Genomic DNA, 20,110 nt, shown 5'->3' on the forward strand with positions numbered 1-20,110 from the left:
AAAAGATCCAAGCGCACTAACAGATGAAGAAAAAGCAGCAATCGCAGCGAAAGTAAAAGAAGTAAATCCAGGTGCGACTGTAGTAGTTGACGACAAAGGAAACGCAATAGTAACAACACCAGAAGGAAAAACAGCGGTAATACCAGGAAAAGACTTAGTTAAGACAGAAGCTGACCTAGGAAAAGAAAACGCAGGAAATGACATCAATACACCAACTGCAAGAACAGCTGTAGCTAATAAAGACGCTCTAACAGATGCAGAAAAAGAAGCAGTTAAGAAAGCTGTAGAAGGAGTAAACCCAGGTGCAACTGTAGTAGTTGATGATAAAGGAAATGCAACGGTAACGACTAAAGATGGAAAAACAGCAGTAATTCCAGCATCTAAACTAGTAATTCCAGCTGATAAAGTAACTGATGCGGCTGCACAAAGTGGAATCAACACACCAGCAGCAAGAACACTAGTAGCTAACAAAGACAGCTTAACACCAGAAGAAATCGCTAAAATTAAAGCAGCGGTAGAAGAAGTAAATCCAGGAGCAATCGTAGTAGTAGATGCAAAAGGAAATGCGACTGTAACAACTAAAGATGGTGTAACAGCAACAATCTCAGCTGAACAATTAGTTAAAGATGCAAAAGATGTAGCAGCTAAAAATAATGGTGAAAACATCAACCTTGATTTCGAAAAACAAGTTGTAGCAGACTTAGATAATTTAACAGATGCGGATAAAGCAGGAGCTAAAGATAAAATCTTAGTAGCAAATCCAAACGTAGCAGAAATTATCTTCGATGCGAAAGGAAATGCGACTGTAATCCTTAAAGATGGAAAATCTTACACAATCTTAGCTAAAGATATCTTCAAAAAAGCAGAAGAACAAGCCCCATCAGTAAATGCTTCACCAGAAATCAACTTCCCTGAAAGAGTTCAAGTAGGAGATCTAATGAACTTAACAGATGAAGAAAAAGAAACTGTAAAACAAGCGTTAATTAAAGCAAATCCAGAACTAAAAGAAGCTAAGATTACAATCTCATCAACTGGAGAAACAACAATCGTATATCCAGATGGAAGAGTAGTAGTAATCCCAGCGGAAAAATTAGTAGTAGCTAAAGCTTCTAATAATACATCAAACTCTAAACTAGGACAACGCCTAGCAAATACAGGTACAACTGAAACTAATACTGGTTTAGCAGGATTAGGAATGGCAATCCTAGGTGGATTACTAGCAATTAAACGTCGTAAAAACGACAAAAACTAATTTAAAATAAAATATTTTAAAGGTAAAATAGTAAATTTATTGAATGAGTAAATCTCATATCGAAATTTAGTACATCCCCCTTTATAATAAATGAAGACATCCTCGAGATTTTCGGGGATGTCTTTTTGAGTTTTATAGTGGATTACTTCGGCTCTACCTTTTTTGTGTTTAGTGAATAAGAGTGGGTTGTCTTTGGTTCCATCACTTTGAATTTAATTAATGTAGATTATTTATTATTCCTATAAATGTTTTTAACAAAAGGCTTCAATGTTTCTATTTAATCAGTATTAGATAGTTGCTTGTGGCGTCGAGTTAAACAAAAAACTGACGAGGTAAAGTCAGTTTAAGTGATGTTTTGATAGGAGTTGTAGATATTTTTAAGATATTCGCATAGAGAGTGGTTAATAATTTTTTATTTATCTAATAAGAATTCTTCACATATTTCTTTAACTCGCTTGTATAATCTATAAGCTGTTGCCAATGAAATATTCATATATTTCGCTACTTGTTTTATGTTTACAGTTTTCACAAATTCGTTGAAAAATTCCATTTCTTTTTCAGAAAGAGTGTTCTTTAAATACTCTAATAACTGTATATATACTAGTGAACAATTATCATCCGTAGCATCTAATCTGTTATTGTCAAAAATATCTAAAGGTATACTTTTATCTTTATTTCTATAGCGAATTTCATCGATTAATTTTCTCTTGATTACGGTAAATGCATAACGATCGAAGTCTTTTTCCTCAATTTTACCCTCATTAAGGGTTAAGAAACTGATCAATAAGCCTTCCAAAGCATAACTGTAAAATTCTTCATGAAGATTGTTAGGTATTTTAACCTTACGAAGTGCTATAGGAATTAAATTTTTTTTAGCTTCAAGTAATTCATAAAAAGATTCAGTGTCCCTATCATTTAATAAATAAGTTTTTTTACTCATAATATATCTACTCCTTTATACCACTCGCTATACAAATATCTTCTTTATAAAGACAACGATGAAAAGAAATCTATAATGAAAAAATAATGAAGTAAATATTTATATTATTAAATGCAAATAAAAGTACTCTTTTTATGACAAAGCCTTCTCATTATATATATAGAAATTTTTAGCTGTATTTTATAAAATTCATCTAAAAGTTCACAAAAAGTTCACAAACTACATTTTATTTATGATTATATTATCTTTATAATTTTTTAGTAAGGTAGAGAATTTCTTGAAAATCTTATCTCGATATCGGTAGATAATTATAGGGCCGCAATGTTTACTATCTGCGATACTACATAGAAACTTCTTGCTCACGGACAACTCAAAGAGAAAGTTGATCTTCAATAGATAAAGTTGCTGGTACTGACAAAAAGGTCCTAAATTTTTAAACAAAGTGTATATGAGAACTCATAGCCTCAGCAGTAGACACAATCCAATCAGTTTCGTTTTACGACTCACTTCTTGGTGTGTCCTTGCATACGTTATACGTAAGAATTTTAACGTGTCTTTGGCACTAAAAATTCTAACGTACAACGCAAGTGGTTTATTGATATCTAAATTCGCTTTATGAAAGCTTTTTAGATATCTAATAAACTGTGCGGGAGTGACTCGACAAAATCGATTTCTACGAAATCACGATTTTTGAGTCACTCCCATAAATATCATTAGTAATTATTGTTTTGGGGAGTTATCTTTGATTAGATTTCCCCCGTCACTATTTTCTATATTGTATGCATATATAAAAAATATATTGAGCTGCTTATGTTTTACTTTCGCCGTCTAACCATGTAGCTTATGTAGTGAATAGCTGAATAAAGTTCGTGTGAAATCTATATTTTCTCTTTATTATTTATTTTGTACATTTTCATAATACTTCTCTCCTTTTAAATTGAGTGATGTAAGGGAGTATTTGGGGTAATGATTATACCATATTTATAGAAAAATAGTAAGTAATGAGGTGGGTTCTAATGAAGTTATTAACGATTTTTAAACTCTCTAAAATAAAATATATGATTAATTAATAAGAAAATATGGCTATATTAATAGAGGTAATATAGTGAAATATTTCGAAAGCATTTCCCAGTATAAGAATCGAATGAATGCCTACAAAAGTAGACATATAATACAGAGCAAAACATTTTACAAAAGGGAATAAATTGTTTATAGTATATCTCATGTCTATAAAAGTTTACAGCTTTCGTAAATAATGTAAAAATTTGCTAAAATGACTATACAACAGTATTTACAAAGCGAAAAAGAGTGTAGAATAACACTAAAATAAATTAAAAAAACAATAATATCGGATATTAGAAAATATTTTGAGATTTTATAAGGGTTTTTTATGGACAAAAAAATAGAAATTAGGTAAAATAATCATAAGATATCAAATGGATATCTCATCGTTAATTTACTAATAATAAAGAAAATGTACAGAATAGTAGAAAATTGAATATAGTAATCGGGGAAATATATTAAAAAGTCATAAAGTTATTTGTCTTAATATCGACAAAACAACTTAAGTAAAGATATAACCGAAAAAAGTTTTTTTAGGTATATAAGGATGAATCGTTCGATGATCGGCTGTTCAAGGTAAAAAATTTAAGGAGGAAAATAATGGTAGGAAAAAATAACCACTATTTAAAAGATACCAAACAAGGTACAAAAGTAGAATCATATTCTATCAAGAAGTTTAAAGTTGGTACTGCATCTGTAGTAATTGGTGCGAGTATCTTTTTTGGTGCTGGAGCAGTACAAGCTGCTGAAGAAGTATCAAACAATACAACTGTAGATAATACAACAAACGCAGGTGAAAAAGCAGAAACTGCACCAAAAGCAGAAGCAAAACCTGTTGTAGAAACTACAAAAGAAAATGTTGCAGCAGCAGTAGCAGAAAAAGTAGGGGCAGAAGCACCAAAAACTGAAGCTACACCAAAAGCAGAAGTTGCAAAAGAGGAAACTCCAAAAGCAGCAACTGCTAAAAAAGAAATCTTAAAAGCAAGTATCGCAACATTAGAAGAAAAATTAAAATCAGCTCAAGATGCTGACAAAGCAGCTGTAGAAGCAGCAAAAGAAGCATTAGCAGCAGCTAAAGCAGTATTAGCTAACGAAGCAGCTACACAAGCAGAAGTAGATGCACAAGCACAAGCAGTGCAAGCTTTAAGCCAAGTAGTAACAGAAGCTAAGGCTCAAGCTTTCGACAAAAAATTAGAAGAGAAAAAAGAAGCTGAACAAAAAGCTAAAGAAGCAAAAGCTACAAAAGAAGAAAAAGAAGTAGCGGCAGCTAAAAAAGAATTAACACAAGTAGCTTCAGAAGCAGAAGTAACTAACACACTTGCTAAAACTGAATTAAGCAAAAAAGACTTAAAAGTAGAAGCAAAACCAGCAGTACAAGCTGCAGTAGTGAAAAATGAAGAAGCTTTAAAACTTGCTAAAGAATTACTAGGAAATGACAAAGCGACTAAAGAACAAATCGCTAAAAGTTTAGTAGAATTAAGCAACTCTATCAAAGCTGTTTACACAGAGTTAGAGAACGCTGGAGCTAAACGTAACGGTAAATTCGACGTAGTATTAGCGGAAGCAACTACAACAGCTCTTAAAGATGCAAGTACTGAAACAGGTAAAAAATGGTTAGAAGATCATGGATATTCTTCATTATCAGATATTAAAGTAAAAACTAAAGAAGAAAATCTAAAAGAAATTAAAGACTTAAATGATCAAATTCAATGGTTAGACTTTGGAGATAAAGATGCATGGACAGGGTTAAACGCAAATAACCAACTTCAAATCGGTTCTACATATAAAAAAGAATTGATCCCTGGTTATATCGTTACTATGAAGGTTAAAGAACTAAAACCGTTCGAATCAACTGAAATATTCAAAAACCGTGTTGCAGGAACTGATCTAGCAAGTTCTTATGAACCTGATAAAGAAAATAAATTCAACCCAGAAAATGGTGGAACAGGACTTGGAGCTAATCCTCAAAATGGATATACTCACGTTGCCAATTCTGGTATAACAACTGGTAAAGCTAAAACAACAATCGCAGGAACTAACCCTCAAGGACAACCTAAAAACGGTCAAGCAGCTGGGGTTAAATTTGAAGTAACAGCAACGTATAACGGTAAAGCTGTTAAACCTGGTATCGTTATGACTTCTGGGGAAGATATTGGAACTTTAGAGTCTGAAATTTATACAACAGATGGTACTCCATGGGACTTAGCTGCAATTGTTGGGTATACTATACAACCTAACGGTAGACCTTTAGGTCAACCTAACACTAATGCTTATGTACCACTTGATAAATTTAAAGATATGAATGGTGGTAGAACGGCTATCCTTAAATGGCAAGATGAAAAATTCTATAATGCCTTAAGTGGTGGAAAATTTGCTACACCTGATACTGCTACTGCAGGTCTTGGTTCTCAAGTATTTGGTGGATACCGTAATAACAGTGGTGCAGGAACTCCAGTCTTATCTACAGCAAACGTAACTGAAGTAGGATTTTATATCATGTCTTCTGGACAACAGTCTTCTATGATTGGTATTAAGTTCTCTGACTTTGGAGATCTTCCAGAATCTTATGGAATGGCTGAACACTACTTAAGAACACAATCTATAGATTATGATACAAAAGCAATTAAACAAATTCAACAACCATACTTAGGTAAAGTAAAAGCGGATATCGACTCTGCACCAGGTACTCGTGTAGTTGGGGTAGATTCAGATGATGCTAAAGACAATGCCGATGAAGGTGTAGATCAGCTTATTGCTCCAGGTAACTTTAAACCAAATAAAGATACTGGTCTTCCAGAGGTACAATTAATTAAAGCTCCGGACAATACTTATAAAGTTAAGGTTATTGCTTCGGCAAATGGTAATGAAAAATACACAGATCCTGTTGCACCAGCTTATGTGCGTGGATTTATTGATTTCAACGGGAACGGTAAATTTGATAAAGGTGAAGAATCTAATATCGCTACAGTAACTGGAAATGGTCAAGAAGTAGAACTTACATTTACAAATACTCAAGTAATCGATACTAGTAAAGATGTTGTAAACTTCCGTGTTCGTATCGCAAAAGATCAATCTCAAGTAGAAAGACCAAATGGTATTGCATACTCTGGGGAAGTTGAAGATAACCAAATCCAAGTTTCTCATCCACCACGTGGAGACTATGAAGAAACTACTGGTAAACAAGGTGAAAAACAAAACATTGGTATCGAGTTCATTAACCGTGTAGAAGCTGATGCATCTGAATTAGGTTCTAACAATGGTAAGACTACATTCAACGCTTATGGTAAAATTAATTACACTGAACAACGTAACTCAATTAGTGTAGCAACTACTAAAAAAGTTCAAACTGAAGGTGTTATGATCGTAGATCCTAATGGAAATCTAGTTAAATCATATACTAAAGCAGGACAAGGTACTTATGAAGTAACTGATACAGGTGTAACATTTACTCCAGAAGCTAACTTCGTAGGAAAAGCTGATGGTATCGTACTTCGTGCGGTAGATGCTAATGGTCAATCAACTGGATGGACTGCACTAACAGATCAAAACCAACTTGCTAATGTTAATGATGGTACACACACTACTACAACAAAAACTATGGATGCAGTTTACGTACCAAACGTAACTCCAAAAGAAATCGTTGGTACACCAGAAACATCAACAGATATTCAAGGTAAAGAACAGAAGAAAACACCTAACTTCACAATTGATGTAGATAAAGATGGTAATGGTACAACGCCAGACCCAGTAACACCAAGTGCACAATACCCAGCTAAATTAGTAGATCCAAAAACAGGAGCTAAAGTCGACTCTGTAACTGTAGATGGAGAAGGAACTTACACAATCAATCCAACAACAGGGGAAGTAACATTCCAACCACTTCCAACATTCAAGGGGACTGCAACAGGTGTTGATGTAACATTAACAGCACCAGTAGGTCGAGATAAAGATGGAAGAGATGTAACAGCTACGGCTACTACAAAATACACTCCAACAGTAACAGCTGTAGAACCAACAGCTAAACCAACAGACTCAGCAGGAGTACAAGGTGAAACTCAAAAAGGAACTCCTACATTCACAGCAGGAAATGCAGAAGTACCAATTAAAGAAAACTCTCACAAACTTCTAGATAAAGAAGGAAATGAAGTTCAACCTGGACAAACAACTCCAGCATACGCTGAAGATGGAGTAACTCAAGTAGGTACTTACTCAATCGATCCAGCGACAGGTGAAGTAACATTCACACCGACTGACAAAACTTACACTGGTAAAGTAACACCAGCTAAAGTTCAAGCAGAAGACAAAAACGGAACTAAAGTAAACACTACTTACACTCCACACATCGTAGGTGTAACACCAACAGCGACACCAGCAGAATCTTCAGGAATCCAAGGTGAAGTACAAGATGGAACTGTAACATTCACTCAAGGTGAAACTACAATTGAAGGTGTTAAAAAATCAGTACCAATCAAAGCTGACTCAGCGGTTCTACTTGATGCTTCAGGTAACCCAGTAGCGGCAGGTACTCCAGTAGACGCTTTAGATCCAGAAGGAAACAAAGTAGGGGAATACACAATTGACCCAGCTACTAACAAAGTAACATTCACACCAACTAACAAAGCTTACAAAGGTAAAGTACAACCAGCTAACGTTCAAGCAGAAGACGAAAACGGAACTAAAGTTAAAACAACTTACACTCCAACAATCGTAGGTGTAACACCAACTGCTTCACCAGCTGAAACAACAGACGTACAAGGTGTTGAACAATCTAAAGAAGTGACATTCAAGCCTGGTAAAGCAACAATCAACGGTGTTGAAAAAGAAGTGCCAATCGACACTACTTCATACAAATTATTAGATGAAAATGGACAACCAGTAGAATCAGTACCAGCTAAAAACCCAGCAGGAGATGTTATCGGTACATACACACTTAAAGTTGTAGACGGTAAAGCAACTGCGGTATTTACACCAACTGATAAAACATATGCAGGTGAAGTTGCTCCAGTTACTATCCAAGCTAAAGATACAAATGGAACTCCAGTAACTACAACTTACACTCCAAACATCACTCCAGTAGAACCAACAGGTAAACCTGTAACATCTGAAGGTGCTCAAGGACAACCTCAAGAAGGAACTCCAACATTCACTCAAGGTGACGATAAAGTTCCTATGAAGATCGATGCTACTCAACCAGCTAAATTAATCGATCCAAACACTGGAAACCCAACTGATGAAACAACAATCCCAGCGAAAGACGCTAACGGAAAAGAAGTTGGTACATACACAATCGATCCAACAACAGGTAAAGTAACATTCACACCAAACAAAGACTTCGTAGGTACTCCAGTACCAGCAACAGTTCAAGCTAAAGATGCGAATGGAACTCCAACAACGGCTACTTACACACCAACAGTTAAACCAGTTACTCCAGTAGGTGTTAATACATTCACTGAAGATATTCAAGGTGCACCACAAAGCGGTAAACCAGAATTCAAACCTGGTAAAACTACAATCAACGGTAAAGAAGTAGAAGTACCAATGGACGATAAAGTACCAGCAACATTCGAAGATGGAACAACTACTAAGACAATCCCAGGAGAGGGAACTTACACAGTAGATCCAGACGGAACTGTACACTTCACTCCAGACCCACAATTCAAAGGTAAAGGAACAACAATGACAGTTGTTCGTAAAGACCAAAACGGAACTCCAGTAACTGCAGAATACACAGCGGTTGTACACCCAGCATCTCCAGAAGGAACAGAAGTTGAAACTGCAGGTGTTCAAGGTAAAGTACAAACTGGTAAACCAAACTTCATCGGTGGTAAAGTAACGATTGGCGGAGTTGAAAAAACTGTAGATATCGACGAAGCTGTACCAGCGAAACTAATTGATCCTAAGACAGGTCAAGAGACAACAACTGTAACAATTCCAGGAGAAGGAACATATGAAGTTTCAGAAAATGGAACTGTAACATTCACTCCAGACCCACAATTCAAAGGTAAAGGTACTGGATTAACAGTTAAACGTGTTGATAAGAACGGTACTCCAGCACTTGGTAAATACTCAGCGGTAGTAATCGGTGTTAAACCAACTGCAGAACCATCAGTAACTTCAGACATTCAAGGTCAAACTCAAAGCCAACCAGTTAAATTCAAAGGTGGGGTAGTTGAAGTTGAAGACCCAATTACAAAAGCTAAAACTGAAGAAGTAGTAGCAATCGATCCAGATACTTATACATTATTAAATGAAAATGGACAACCAGCTGATAAAGTACCAGCTAAAGATCCAAAAGGTAATGTAATCGGTGAATACACTCTTGTTAAAGAACCTGGTAAAGATCCAGTTGCAGTATTCACTCCAACAGACAAAACTTACACAGGAGAAGTTAAACCAGTAACAGTTCAAGCGAAAGATACAAACGGAACAGCTGTAACAACAACTTACACTCCAAATATCACGCCTGTAACACCAACTGCTAAAGGAACAACTTCTGAAGGTGCACAAGGTCAAGAGCAAAGCGGAACTCCAACATTCACTGAAGGACACGAAAAAGCTCCAATCGACCCAACAGTACCAGCTAAATTAATCGATCCAGAAACTGGTGAACCAACTGATGAAACTTCAGTAACAGTACCAGGAGAAGGAACTTACACAATCAACCCAGGAACTGGTGAAGTAACATTCAAACCAGAACCAAACTTCACAGGTAAAGCACAAGGTGTTGAAGTTCAACGTAAAGATACAAACGGAACTCCAGCAACAGCTAAATACACACCAACAGTTAAACCAGTTACTCCAACATCAGATGACGTAGTATCTGAAGATATTCAAGGTGCTAAACAAACTGGAACTCCAGTATTCACAGCAGGTAAAACAACAGTTAACGGTAAAGAAGTAACTGTAGAAATCGATGAAACAGTTAAACCAACATTAGAAGGTGCTGATGAAGAAGGTAAAGTGGTAGTACCAGGAGAAGGAACTTACACAATTGATGAAAATGGTGTAGTAACATTCACTCCAGAACCACAATTCACTGGTAAAGCTAGTGGTGTAACAGTTAAACGTGTTGACAAAAACGGTACAGAAGTAACTGCTAAATACACACCAACAGTTAAACCAGTAACACCAACTGCAGAAGGTGTAACTACAACTGATGTTCAAGGTGCAACTCAAAAAGGAACTCCAGTCTTTGAAGCAGGTAAAACAACAGTTAACGGTGTAGATAAAACTGTAGAACTTGATGATACTAAACCAGCTACATTCGAAGATGGTTCAACTACGAAAGAAGTACCAGGAGAAGGAACTTATACAGTAGCTCCAGACGGAACTGTAACATTCACTCCAGAAAAAGACTTCACAGGTCAAGGTAAAGGTGTAACAGTTAAACGTGTTGACAAAAACGGAACACCAGTAACAGCTAAATACACTCCAGTAGTATTACCAGTAACTCCAACAGGTAAAGACGTAACATCAATCGGTGAAAAAGGACAACCTCAATCAGAAACTCCAGTATTCACACCAGGAACTACTAAAGTAAACGGTAAAACTGTAACAGTACCAATCGATGAAACAGTAGCTCCAACATTCGAAGATGGAACAACTACTAAAGAAGTACCAGGAGAAGGAACTTACACAATCGATAAGAACGGTAAAGTAACATTCACTCCAGAACCAAACTTCGTAGGAGAAGCTAAAGGTGTAACAGTTAAACGTGTTGACGAAAACGGAACACCAGTAACAGCTAAATACACACCAACTGTATTAGGTAAAACATCTACAGAAAACGTAGTATCTGAAGGTGCTAAGAACCAACCTCAATCTAATACTCCAGTATTCAAAGGTGATGTAGACACTACAGTAGCTCCAACATTCTCTGATGGAACAACTGAGAAGAAAGTACCAGGAGAAGGAACTTACACAATCGATAAAGATGGTAAAGTAACATTCACTCCAGAAAAAGACTTCGTAGGAACAGCAACTCCAGTAGAAGTTGTACGTAAAGATAAGAATGGTAAGACAATCAAAGCTTCTTACACTCCAACAGTTCGTCCTGACACTAAATTTGTAGTAGTAGGAAAAGACGGTAAAGAAACTGAATTACTTCCATCTAAAGATGGTAAGAACCCATCAGAAACTATTTCTGGATACAAACTTGTTAAGACTGAAACTGATGAAAAAGGTAATACTAAACACATCTACGAACCAGTAACAACTAAACACGTAGATAGAAACGGTAACCCAATCCCAGGAACAACAACAGAAGAAGGAACAAAAGATCCTAAGAACATTCCAGGATACAAAGTAGTAGAAACTAAGAAACTTCCAAATGGAGATACAGAATATGTTTACGAAAAAGTAACTACATCATTCGTAGATTCACAAGGACGTACAATCCCAGGAACTTCAAGAGAAGAAGGTACAACACCTAAGAAAGATATCCCAGGATACAAATTCGTAGAAACTAAGACTCTAGAAAACGGAGATACAGAACACGTTTACGAACCAGTAACTACAAAACACTTAGATAAAAACGGTAACCCAATTCCAGGAACAGAAACAGAAGAAGGAACAACTCCAGCTAAAACTTCAAAAGAAGTTCCAGGATACAAACTAGTAGATACTAAGAAACTTCCAAATGGAGATACAGAATATGTTTACGAAAAAGTAACGACAGTATTCAAAGATAAAGACGGAAATGTAATCCCAGGAAATCCAGCTGAGGAAGGAACAACACCTAAGAAAGATATTCCAGGATACAGATTCGTAGAAACTAAGACTCTTCCAAATGGAGATGTAGAGCATGTCTATGAAAAAGTGACTCCGCCAGCTCCAACACCAACTCCAGTAGTAGAAAAAACTACTTCATGGATAGACGAAAACGGAAAAGAAATCAAATCAACAGAAAAAGGAACTAAAGACCCAGGAAAAGTTCCAGGATATGAGTTCGTAAAAACAGAAAAAGATGAAAAAGGAAATGTACGTCACATCTTCAAGAAAGTAACACCGCCAACACCAACTCCAGTAGTAGAAAAAACTACAACATGGACAGATGAAAATGGAAACCCATTAAGACCATCTGAAAAAGGAGCTAAAGGTGAAGGAACATTTGAAGGATACGAGTTCGTAAGAACTGTAGTAGACGAAAATGGAAACATCCGTCACATCTTCAGAAAAGTAACTGCAGCTACTCCTAAAGCACAAGTTAAACGTCTAGCTAACACAGGTAGCGAAACATCTAACACAGCGGCAGCAGGATTCGGTGTATTACTTGCAGGAATTGCAGCAGCAATCAGAAAACGTAGAAAAGAAGACTAAGATTTAATCGGAAGTCTAAAATACAGAATCACCCTCGATATATTTCGAGGGTGATTTTTTTAGTTGAATAGAAGATTTCTAGGACAGATGAAGATGCAATATTATGTATTTTCGGTTTTGTATAGTATGATATGGATAAAGATTTACTTAGATAGGTTCGCTCATTATTTAGAAGAAGTCTGTATTTAGGGGAGGGTATTATATTCGGTAATAGTATGAAGGATGGAAAAATAGTAAAATAAAAAAAGTATAACTGTTTACTGAAAAGCTTGAAATATTAGTGTTTATAAATAGTTGATTATCATAATTTAATTTGATATAATCAAAAATGGAGAGAGAAGTTAGGGGGTATAAAACTTCCGATAAAGATTGGGATAGTCGTTTATTTTTCAAAATCGAAGATTGAAGAAAAATATTACGAATAGCGTATGCAACAGGAACTTAAAAAGAAGTTGATGGAAATCAGCATCTTCTTTTTCTAGTTCTCACTGCTGTGGCTACTTCAATATGAAAGGGGATGGTGCTATGCTCGCATACACTAAAATCTGGATGAAAGGAGTAGCAGGTTGTCAGCTTACGAAATTGTACAGACGATTATTGGAATAAATCTATTGATTGTTTCTGTGGTTAGTGCATGTATTGTAGCGTTAAAAAAAGACAATAAAAAATAACCATCTTTACACTTTAGCACAGGGTAAGATAGTTATTTTTAACTAATATTATCAGAGCTACCGTCTTTAAAACGGCTCTCTTTTTCATATTTATATTCTATCATATATGAAGAAAGAAATCAAAGGTTTTGATATAGTATACTAATTATTTGTTTTTGATAAATCTGATTATATATCGAGATATTGAGGGAGATAAATGAAATTGTTGAGTTGATAACAATGAACTAAGGAGGAGAAGAGTATGTTTGATGAGAGAAGAAGAGACTTTGATGGATATTATGCTCACCTAGCCTATGTTAAAGAAGAAAAGGAACAGGCAATAGCGGAAGGACTCCAACAAGGAAGAGAAGAAGGACTTCAACGAGGACTTCAACAAGGACTTCAACAAGGGCGAGAAGAAGGAATTGAACAAGGAAGATTAGGAACAGTAGTAAACTTAATTAAAAAAGGAATCATAACAAAAGAGGAAGCATGTGAGGAATTAGGAGTGTCTGTTCAAGAATTAGAAAAACATCTATAGAAAATAATTCACCTCTGAAATCGGGAGAAAATCTGATTTCAGGGGTTTTCTCTATGTTTTGTATTTGGGTAGAATAAGGGTGGAAATTTAGTAGAATTATTTTGAGAATAAATTAAAATCTGATCAACATATTTATATTAAAAATATATCATTTATTTTATTTTAGAGATAGTTAAAAGTAGTATATAGTTGCTATATAAATTAAAAATCAAGATCTTCTTTCGCTAATAATTAGCACTATTTTAATTGAGTTTTAAGTATATTTTAAGTTCAATTAAGGCTGTAGGTATTGGGTTGTATCTCAACTGAATAAATTTTTGTAAAATAATAAAATTTCTTCGGAAAATGATTGACGTAAATTTTCATTTGTGATATTATTAATTCCGGTAAAGATACGTAATTATATTAAGATATCAATCCAAGAAAAATATACATTAAGGAGAAACTATGTTTAAAAAACTATTAAAAGCAGCATTACCAGCTTTATTCCTTTTCTCATTTGCTAACGTAAATGATGCAAAAGTAGAAGCTGCAAACAAAAAAATCAACGTAAGAGTTGATTACCTAGAAGAAGGAACTAACAAAAAATTAGCAGAAAGTGCAAAATTATCAGGAGACGAGAATGTATTTGCGACAATCTCTCTCCCTCAAAACTTAGCTAATGAATACAATATTTCAAAACGTGATTTTTCTAATGAAAGTAAAGGTCAAATCGCAGCTAACAAGATCTATGATCAAGAATTAGTATACCAAGTGTACTTCACTAAAAAGCCTGAGAGCCAAATTAGTAGACCATACACTCAAACTTACACTTACGTAACTACTCAAACACAAGCACACGTAGTAGCTACAACTCAAGTTCATAAACAACTAGTTGCTTCAGGTTCTGTAAGTCACTCTTCTACTACAAACCACACAGTAGTGACAAACCACAAACCTACAGTAGTAACTACACATAAACCAGCTCAAAGACCTACTGCAGTAGCACACAGACCAGTGGCACACAAACCAGCTGCTCAAAGACCAACAGCAGTAGCTCAAAAACCAGTAGTACACAGACCTGTTGTTCAACAAAACCACAAACCTGTAAGAAAAGCTGCTCCACAAGCGAAACGTCGTGGAAGATAGTATTTAAAGGTTAAAAATTTTAGGAAAGTAGCTAGGTTAGTTTAAAGTTAAATCAACACGTAACGAAATTATCTTGTGGCTAAACTAGTTTACATATAACATGGCGCGTATAAAATTAGCGCTAAGTCAACTAGGCTCACATTAACCTAGCTTACAGACAGATTATATTGCAGCTGCCAAATGGGAGTGCAATTTACCAGGCTCACAGCCAATTCCGGGGCACGAGTGAAATATTAATAAAACCTAAGTAGCAGAGATATAGGGTCCCTACTAGACAGAGTAGTAGGAGATTGCATATCGTAATTTGCTACTTAGTTTTTTTTATATGGAATTGTTCACGGTATTAATAAATTTAAGCAGTGTATCAACTAAGTAAATTCGAAACAAGAAAGAATATTGAGCTGGATATCTATAATAAAAAATTTAAAGAAGTGGGAAACGTAGCTGAAACTTCTCTCGTATAATTAATACAAGCCGCCTGTTAATTTTCCTGTAAAAGCAGTTAAATCGAGATAAATTCTTAGTGGTTTATGATATAATTTAGTTAATAATTGAAAAAGAGGGAGAGTTTATGAAATCAACCAACAGAAAAATAGAAAAAACTTTAGCTTGGATAGCGAATATAATTTTAATTTCAGTGGTGATTTTAATGTACACAGGATTTTTCAAGAGGCAGCTGGAAGCAATATTTTTAACTCCTGAATTTGTAAGATTTTCGCTTTCTAGTTTTGCAGATACTTTTTTTCTTTACACAAAAATTGATAGCTATAGTCTGATTGAATTTTTTATAATAATTATTAAATTATCAGCCTTACTAATAGCGCTTTTAGCGTTATTAGCGACTTTCACGATGAAACATAGAATTTTTTCGGGTGTACTATTTTTATTCTTGGCTATTATGCTTGCTGGAATAACGTCAGGAGTTGCAGTGCCTGTTTACTTATTGTATTTTATTGTCGCAATCATGTTATTTGCTAAAAAAGGCTAAATAATACTAGTTTGAGGTGTTTTGTGATATAATATAATAATATATTAAAAAAGGAGAATATTATGAAACCATTTAGCAGAAAAATAGAAAAAATCTTAGCGTGGATCGCGAATGTTATTATGATACTTGTTACAGGATTGCTATCTCTTGGAGCATTTTCTAGTCAGTTAGTAACAGCATTCAAACAACAAGAATTTGAACCGATTCTTTATAACTTATTACAAGATCCTGGAGTAGCATCATTGTTAAAAAGCACTGATCTAGACATCGTATCATTACTTGTATTATTGGTGAAAATTTATGCAGTAGTTGCGATTGTAGCTTTAGTATTAGCGCTAATTGCGTCAGTTACTATGAAAGCGAGAATCGTATCAGGAATCTTATTCCTACTTTCAGCGATAGTTATCGGAGTAATGACAGTCGGGATACTACTTCCTGTATACCTACTATACTTCATAGTGGCAGTTATGCTATTTGTAAGAAGACCACCTAAAAACACTGACAACTCAGACTTTACACAAGCAACTTCTGACAAAGTGGAAATCGACAGAGTAGAGTACATGTAAGAAAGTACCGCTAATTAGTAAAAGTATTTGAGAAATTTATAAACTATTTTATCGATTGAGCATTATCGAAGATTAAAATCATCTTCAGCTCGATATAGATAAAATAGTTTTTTTGTTTTAATAATAGTTTTCTTTGCTGATTAGTAAGCGATTCTCGAAATCTCCTTTTCGAGTCGACATTGATAAAATAGTTTTTTGTTTTTGTATTAGCTTTACATAAGGTTAAAATCATTTTCAGGCTGACATCGATAGAATTGTTTTTTTAGTAGCTTTATTTAAGATTAAAATCATCTTCAGGCCAACTCTGATAAAATAGTTTTTTGTAATGGCTGCACATGTTGCTAAATAAGTGATTCCCAAAAGCCCTTTTACTTAGAAAATAAAATTTAATATTGAGATTATCTAAATATAAAAAATAATTTTTTATAGACATATTTTACTGACAAATTGTAATAATAGAATACGTCTTAAAAAAGCGTAAAAATCTATTGTTTTAATGGATTTAAAATAGATAAATCTTTGATAAATAGTAGGTTTTATAGTATAATTATTAGGATGAAGTATTTTTATATAGGTTCGTAATATGATTGAAATAATTGTAAATTCTAGGAGTAAAAAAAGTCTTATTGAACTAGAAAAAATAGAGCGAGTTTTAAACGAAAAGAAGTTACCTTATAGAGTGCTAAAAACCTCTAAAAACAAGAATGCAGGAGACCTTATGAACGAGATTCACGGGGGTGAGTTGATAGTGATCGGTGGCGATGGAACTATTAACGAAGTGATAAATAATTATCACGGTAAAGAAATTATCTATCTTGCATACGGTTCGGGTAATGATCTTGCGCGGTCTATAGAGTTCAAAAAAGATGTTGAAATAAGTCGATTATTAGAATCGAAAAGGTTTATTGAATATGATGTAGGTGTTGTTAACGATAGAAAATTCTGTTCGGGATTTGATATCGGTTTTAATGCTGACATCATAAAAAGAGCTAATGGCTCAAAGTTAAAGAAATATATAGGCAAGTATATCTATCTTCTTCAAGGAGTAATAGGTATTTTAATGCTGAAAAAATATAAAGCGAAAATTTCATGGGATGATGGAGAAATCACGACCGACAAGCTGTATTTGCTTAATGCGATGATTCAACCTTATGAAGGTGGCGGGATAAAATTCGCCCCGAATGCGACAGGTCAAGATGGAAAACTTCACATAATGATTATGGAAAATATGTCTTTAATAACCTTTATTTATAATTATTTATGCCTACTTTTAAAACAACACAACAGGTTAAAGAAGGTACGATGCATAAAAACAGATAAACTAACAATAAAAACAAACCAAGAATACTTCCAGATTGATGGAGAATTAGTAAACAGCGAAGAAATCTTGAAACTTAGCTGTATTAGTAAATTTTATAAATTAAAAAGGATGGAAAAAAATGAGTAGAAATTCAAATAACCGTAACTCTAGGGCCGAATCTGGTATAGGAGCTTTTGAAATCGTCAATGGAGTATTGACAGTTTTACTAATTATACTCGGAGGTCTAGTTAGCTGGACGATGCTGAAGTATGACTTTCTAAATTTTAGAGGGATTAACTACGGAATAATCGGAGTAATAATCTTAGCGATAATACTAGCAATATTCCTTGTAATTAAGAAAAAAGCGAGAATATTCAATGCGATAATGTTAATCGTTATGAATATTGCCTTGGTCTTTTCTTACATGCAGTTTAGAACAGCAATCAGCTTATTCGATAACTTAAACAGTAATGCAGCAGTAAGTGAGTATACTATGAGCGTCGTTGTTATGAAAAACGATGTAGCTGAAAAACTTGCAGACTTAAAAGGAGAGGCAGTGGCAGCTCCAGTATCTGCAGACGGTGAAAACATTAATAAGCTGATGAAAGAGATTCGCGATAAAGAAAAACAAAGTCTAAATCTTACAGAATCTAAAAACTACATCTCAGCTTATGAGGAATTAGCCGCAGGAACTAGCAGAGCGATGATTCTTAATAGTTCATTCGAAGATCTTATTACTAGTCAACATGCAGATTTCAGAGATAAAACGAAAAAAATCTATGAATACAAAATAACAAAATCAGTAAATGCGAAAGCAAAACAAAACGCGGGTGATGCTTTCAATGTCTATATAAGTGGTATCGATACATATGGACCAGTATCTAGTGTCAGTCGTTCAGATGTTAATATTATTATGACAGTTAACAAAAAAACTGGAAAAATCTTATTAACGACAACCCCACGTGACTCTTATGTGAAAATCGCCGATGGTGGAAATAACCAATATGACAAACTTACACACGCAGGACTGTACGGTGTAGATTCTTCAATTCATACGCTAGAAAATCTTTATGGTATTAAAATAGATTACTACGCTAGACTTAACTTTACATCATTCCTAAAACTAATTGATGTAGTTGGAGGGGTAGATGTGTATAATGATCAGGCGTTTGTATCTCATATTGGAGGGAAAAATTTTCAACCGGGACTACTACACATGGACTCAGATACTGCTCTTTCATTTGTACGAGAAAGATATGGTTTAACTGGTGGAGACAACGACCGTGGTAAAAACCAAGAAAAAGTTATTACTGCGATAATTAAGAAAATTACTTCAAAACAAGGATTATCAAATTACCAAAGTGTTATTAAAGAACTAAGTGAATCAATTCAAACAAATATGCCGCTTGAGACAGCTATGGGACTTGCGAATGAGCAGCTTAGCGCAGGCAAAGATTATAATGTAACATCACAAGCATTAACTGGAACAGGAAGTATGGGGTTACCTTCGTATGCAATGCCTGGAGCTACATTATATATGACACAAATAAGTGAACAAAGTTTAACAGAAGTTACAGAAAATATTAAAGAAGTATTAGAAGGTAAGTAGATGAAAGACGGAATTAGAATGATAGACATACATTCCCATGTAGTCTTCGGAGTAGATGACGGTGCAAAAACTGAAAAAGATACTCGTGATTTACTAGAAGAAAGTTATAGACAAGGTGTTAGAACTGTTATCGCAACACCTCACAGAAGACGCGGGATGTTCGAAACAGATATAGAAATAATTAGAGAAAACTTCAAACGAGTAGAAGAAATCGCCACTGAAGTAGCAGAAGACCTAAGAGTATACTTAGGTAGTGAAGTCTACTACAAAGAAGGAGAAATCGAAAAAATCGAAAGTGGAGTATATCCAAGATTAGCGGAAACGGACTACGTACTTGTAGAGTTTCCATATGAAATGCGTTATAAAGAAATCCACAGAGCACTGAATAAAGTTATATTGCTTGGACTAACTCCAGTCGTAGCGCATGTTGAAAGATATAACGATGTAGATGAAAAAGGTGTTCAAGAATTAATTAACATGGGTGCATACATCCAGGTTAATGCAGCTAGTGTTCTAAAACCGAAGCTTATCGGTGATAAACACAAACACTACAAAAAACGTGCTAAAAAGTACTTAGATGAAGAGTTAGTTCACTTTATCGCGAGTGACATGCACAATATGGATTCTCGAAGAACGTATATGAAAGAAGCATATGACATTATTGAGAAGAAATACGGGCCGACGATTGCCTATGAACTATTCGAAAAAAATCAAGAAAAATTATTAATGAATAAAATAATATAAAGAGAGGATAAA

General features: G+C 34.7%; 10 protein-coding genes. 9 read left to right on the forward strand and 1 reads right to left on the reverse strand.

All coding sequences use genetic code 11. The features are described 5' to 3' along the window. The coding region (locus tag O3801_RS04850; protein WP_371454248.1) for a MiiA motif-containing surface protein at positions 1–1,252 on the forward strand (1,252 nt) is incomplete at its 5' end. Between the two features lie 412 nt (positions 1,253–1,664). Here O3801_RS04850 and O3801_RS04855 read toward each other — a convergent pair. Continuing rightward, positions 1,665–2,192 carry a sigma-70 RNA polymerase sigma factor region 4 domain-containing protein gene (locus tag O3801_RS04855; RefSeq protein WP_371454249.1) on the reverse strand — a complete coding sequence of 176 codons (528 nt, stop codon included), beginning with the start codon at positions 2,190–2,192 and terminating at the stop codon, positions 1,665–1,667. Between the two features lie 1,662 nt (positions 2,193–3,854). Here O3801_RS04855 and O3801_RS04860 point away from each other — a divergent pair. The 8 genes from O3801_RS04860 to O3801_RS04895 all read left to right on the forward strand — a co-directional run bounded on the left by O3801_RS04860 (position 3,855) and on the right by O3801_RS04895 (position 20,098). Further along, positions 3,855–12,572 carry a YSIRK-type signal peptide-containing protein gene (locus O3801_RS04860; protein ID WP_371454250.1) on the forward strand — a complete coding sequence of 2,906 codons (8,718 nt, stop codon included), beginning with the start codon at positions 3,855–3,857 and terminating at the stop codon, positions 12,570–12,572. Between the two features lie 912 nt (positions 12,573–13,484). Continuing rightward, positions 13,485–13,763 (forward strand): hypothetical protein, encoded by a 279-nt coding sequence (locus O3801_RS04865; protein WP_371454251.1) that lies wholly within the window; start codon positions 13,485–13,487, stop codon positions 13,761–13,763. A gap of 447 nt (positions 13,764–14,210) precedes the next feature. Beyond that, entirely contained in the window at positions 14,211–14,891 is a 681-nt protein-coding gene (locus O3801_RS04870; protein WP_371454252.1) for a hypothetical protein, read from the forward strand. Between the two features lie 571 nt (positions 14,892–15,462). Continuing rightward, positions 15,463–15,879, forward strand: coding sequence for a hypothetical protein (locus O3801_RS04875; RefSeq protein ID WP_371454253.1), 417 nt, complete (start codon positions 15,463–15,465; stop codon positions 15,877–15,879). Positions 15,880–15,941: 62 nt separating this feature from the next. After that, positions 15,942–16,445, forward strand: coding sequence for a DUF4064 domain-containing protein (locus O3801_RS04880; protein ID WP_371454254.1), 504 nt, complete (start codon positions 15,942–15,944; stop codon positions 16,443–16,445). Positions 16,446–17,028: 583 nt separating this feature from the next. Then, on the forward strand, positions 17,029–17,892 hold the full coding sequence (locus O3801_RS04885; RefSeq protein ID WP_371454255.1) for a diacylglycerol/lipid kinase family protein: 864 nt from the start codon (positions 17,029–17,031) through the stop codon (positions 17,890–17,892). Further along, the gene (gene cpsA / locus O3801_RS04890; RefSeq protein WP_371454256.1) at positions 17,885–19,354 is read left to right on the forward strand and encodes an LCP family glycopolymer transferase CpsA; all 1,470 of its coding nucleotides are present in this window, start codon (positions 17,885–17,887) and stop codon (positions 19,352–19,354) included. The genes O3801_RS04885 and cpsA overlap by 8 nt, the downstream gene beginning before the upstream one ends. Next, positions 19,355–20,098, forward strand: a complete 744-nt coding sequence (locus tag O3801_RS04895) for a CpsB/CapC family capsule biosynthesis tyrosine phosphatase (RefSeq protein WP_371454257.1) — start codon at positions 19,355–19,357, stop codon at positions 20,096–20,098. It abuts the gene before it with no gap. Positions 20,099–20,110 lie beyond the last annotated feature (12 nt).

The sequence above is a fragment of the Gemella sp. 27098_8_149 genome, from assembly GCF_041433745.1.
Lineage (GTDB): Bacteria > Bacillota > Bacilli > Staphylococcales > Gemellaceae > Gemella.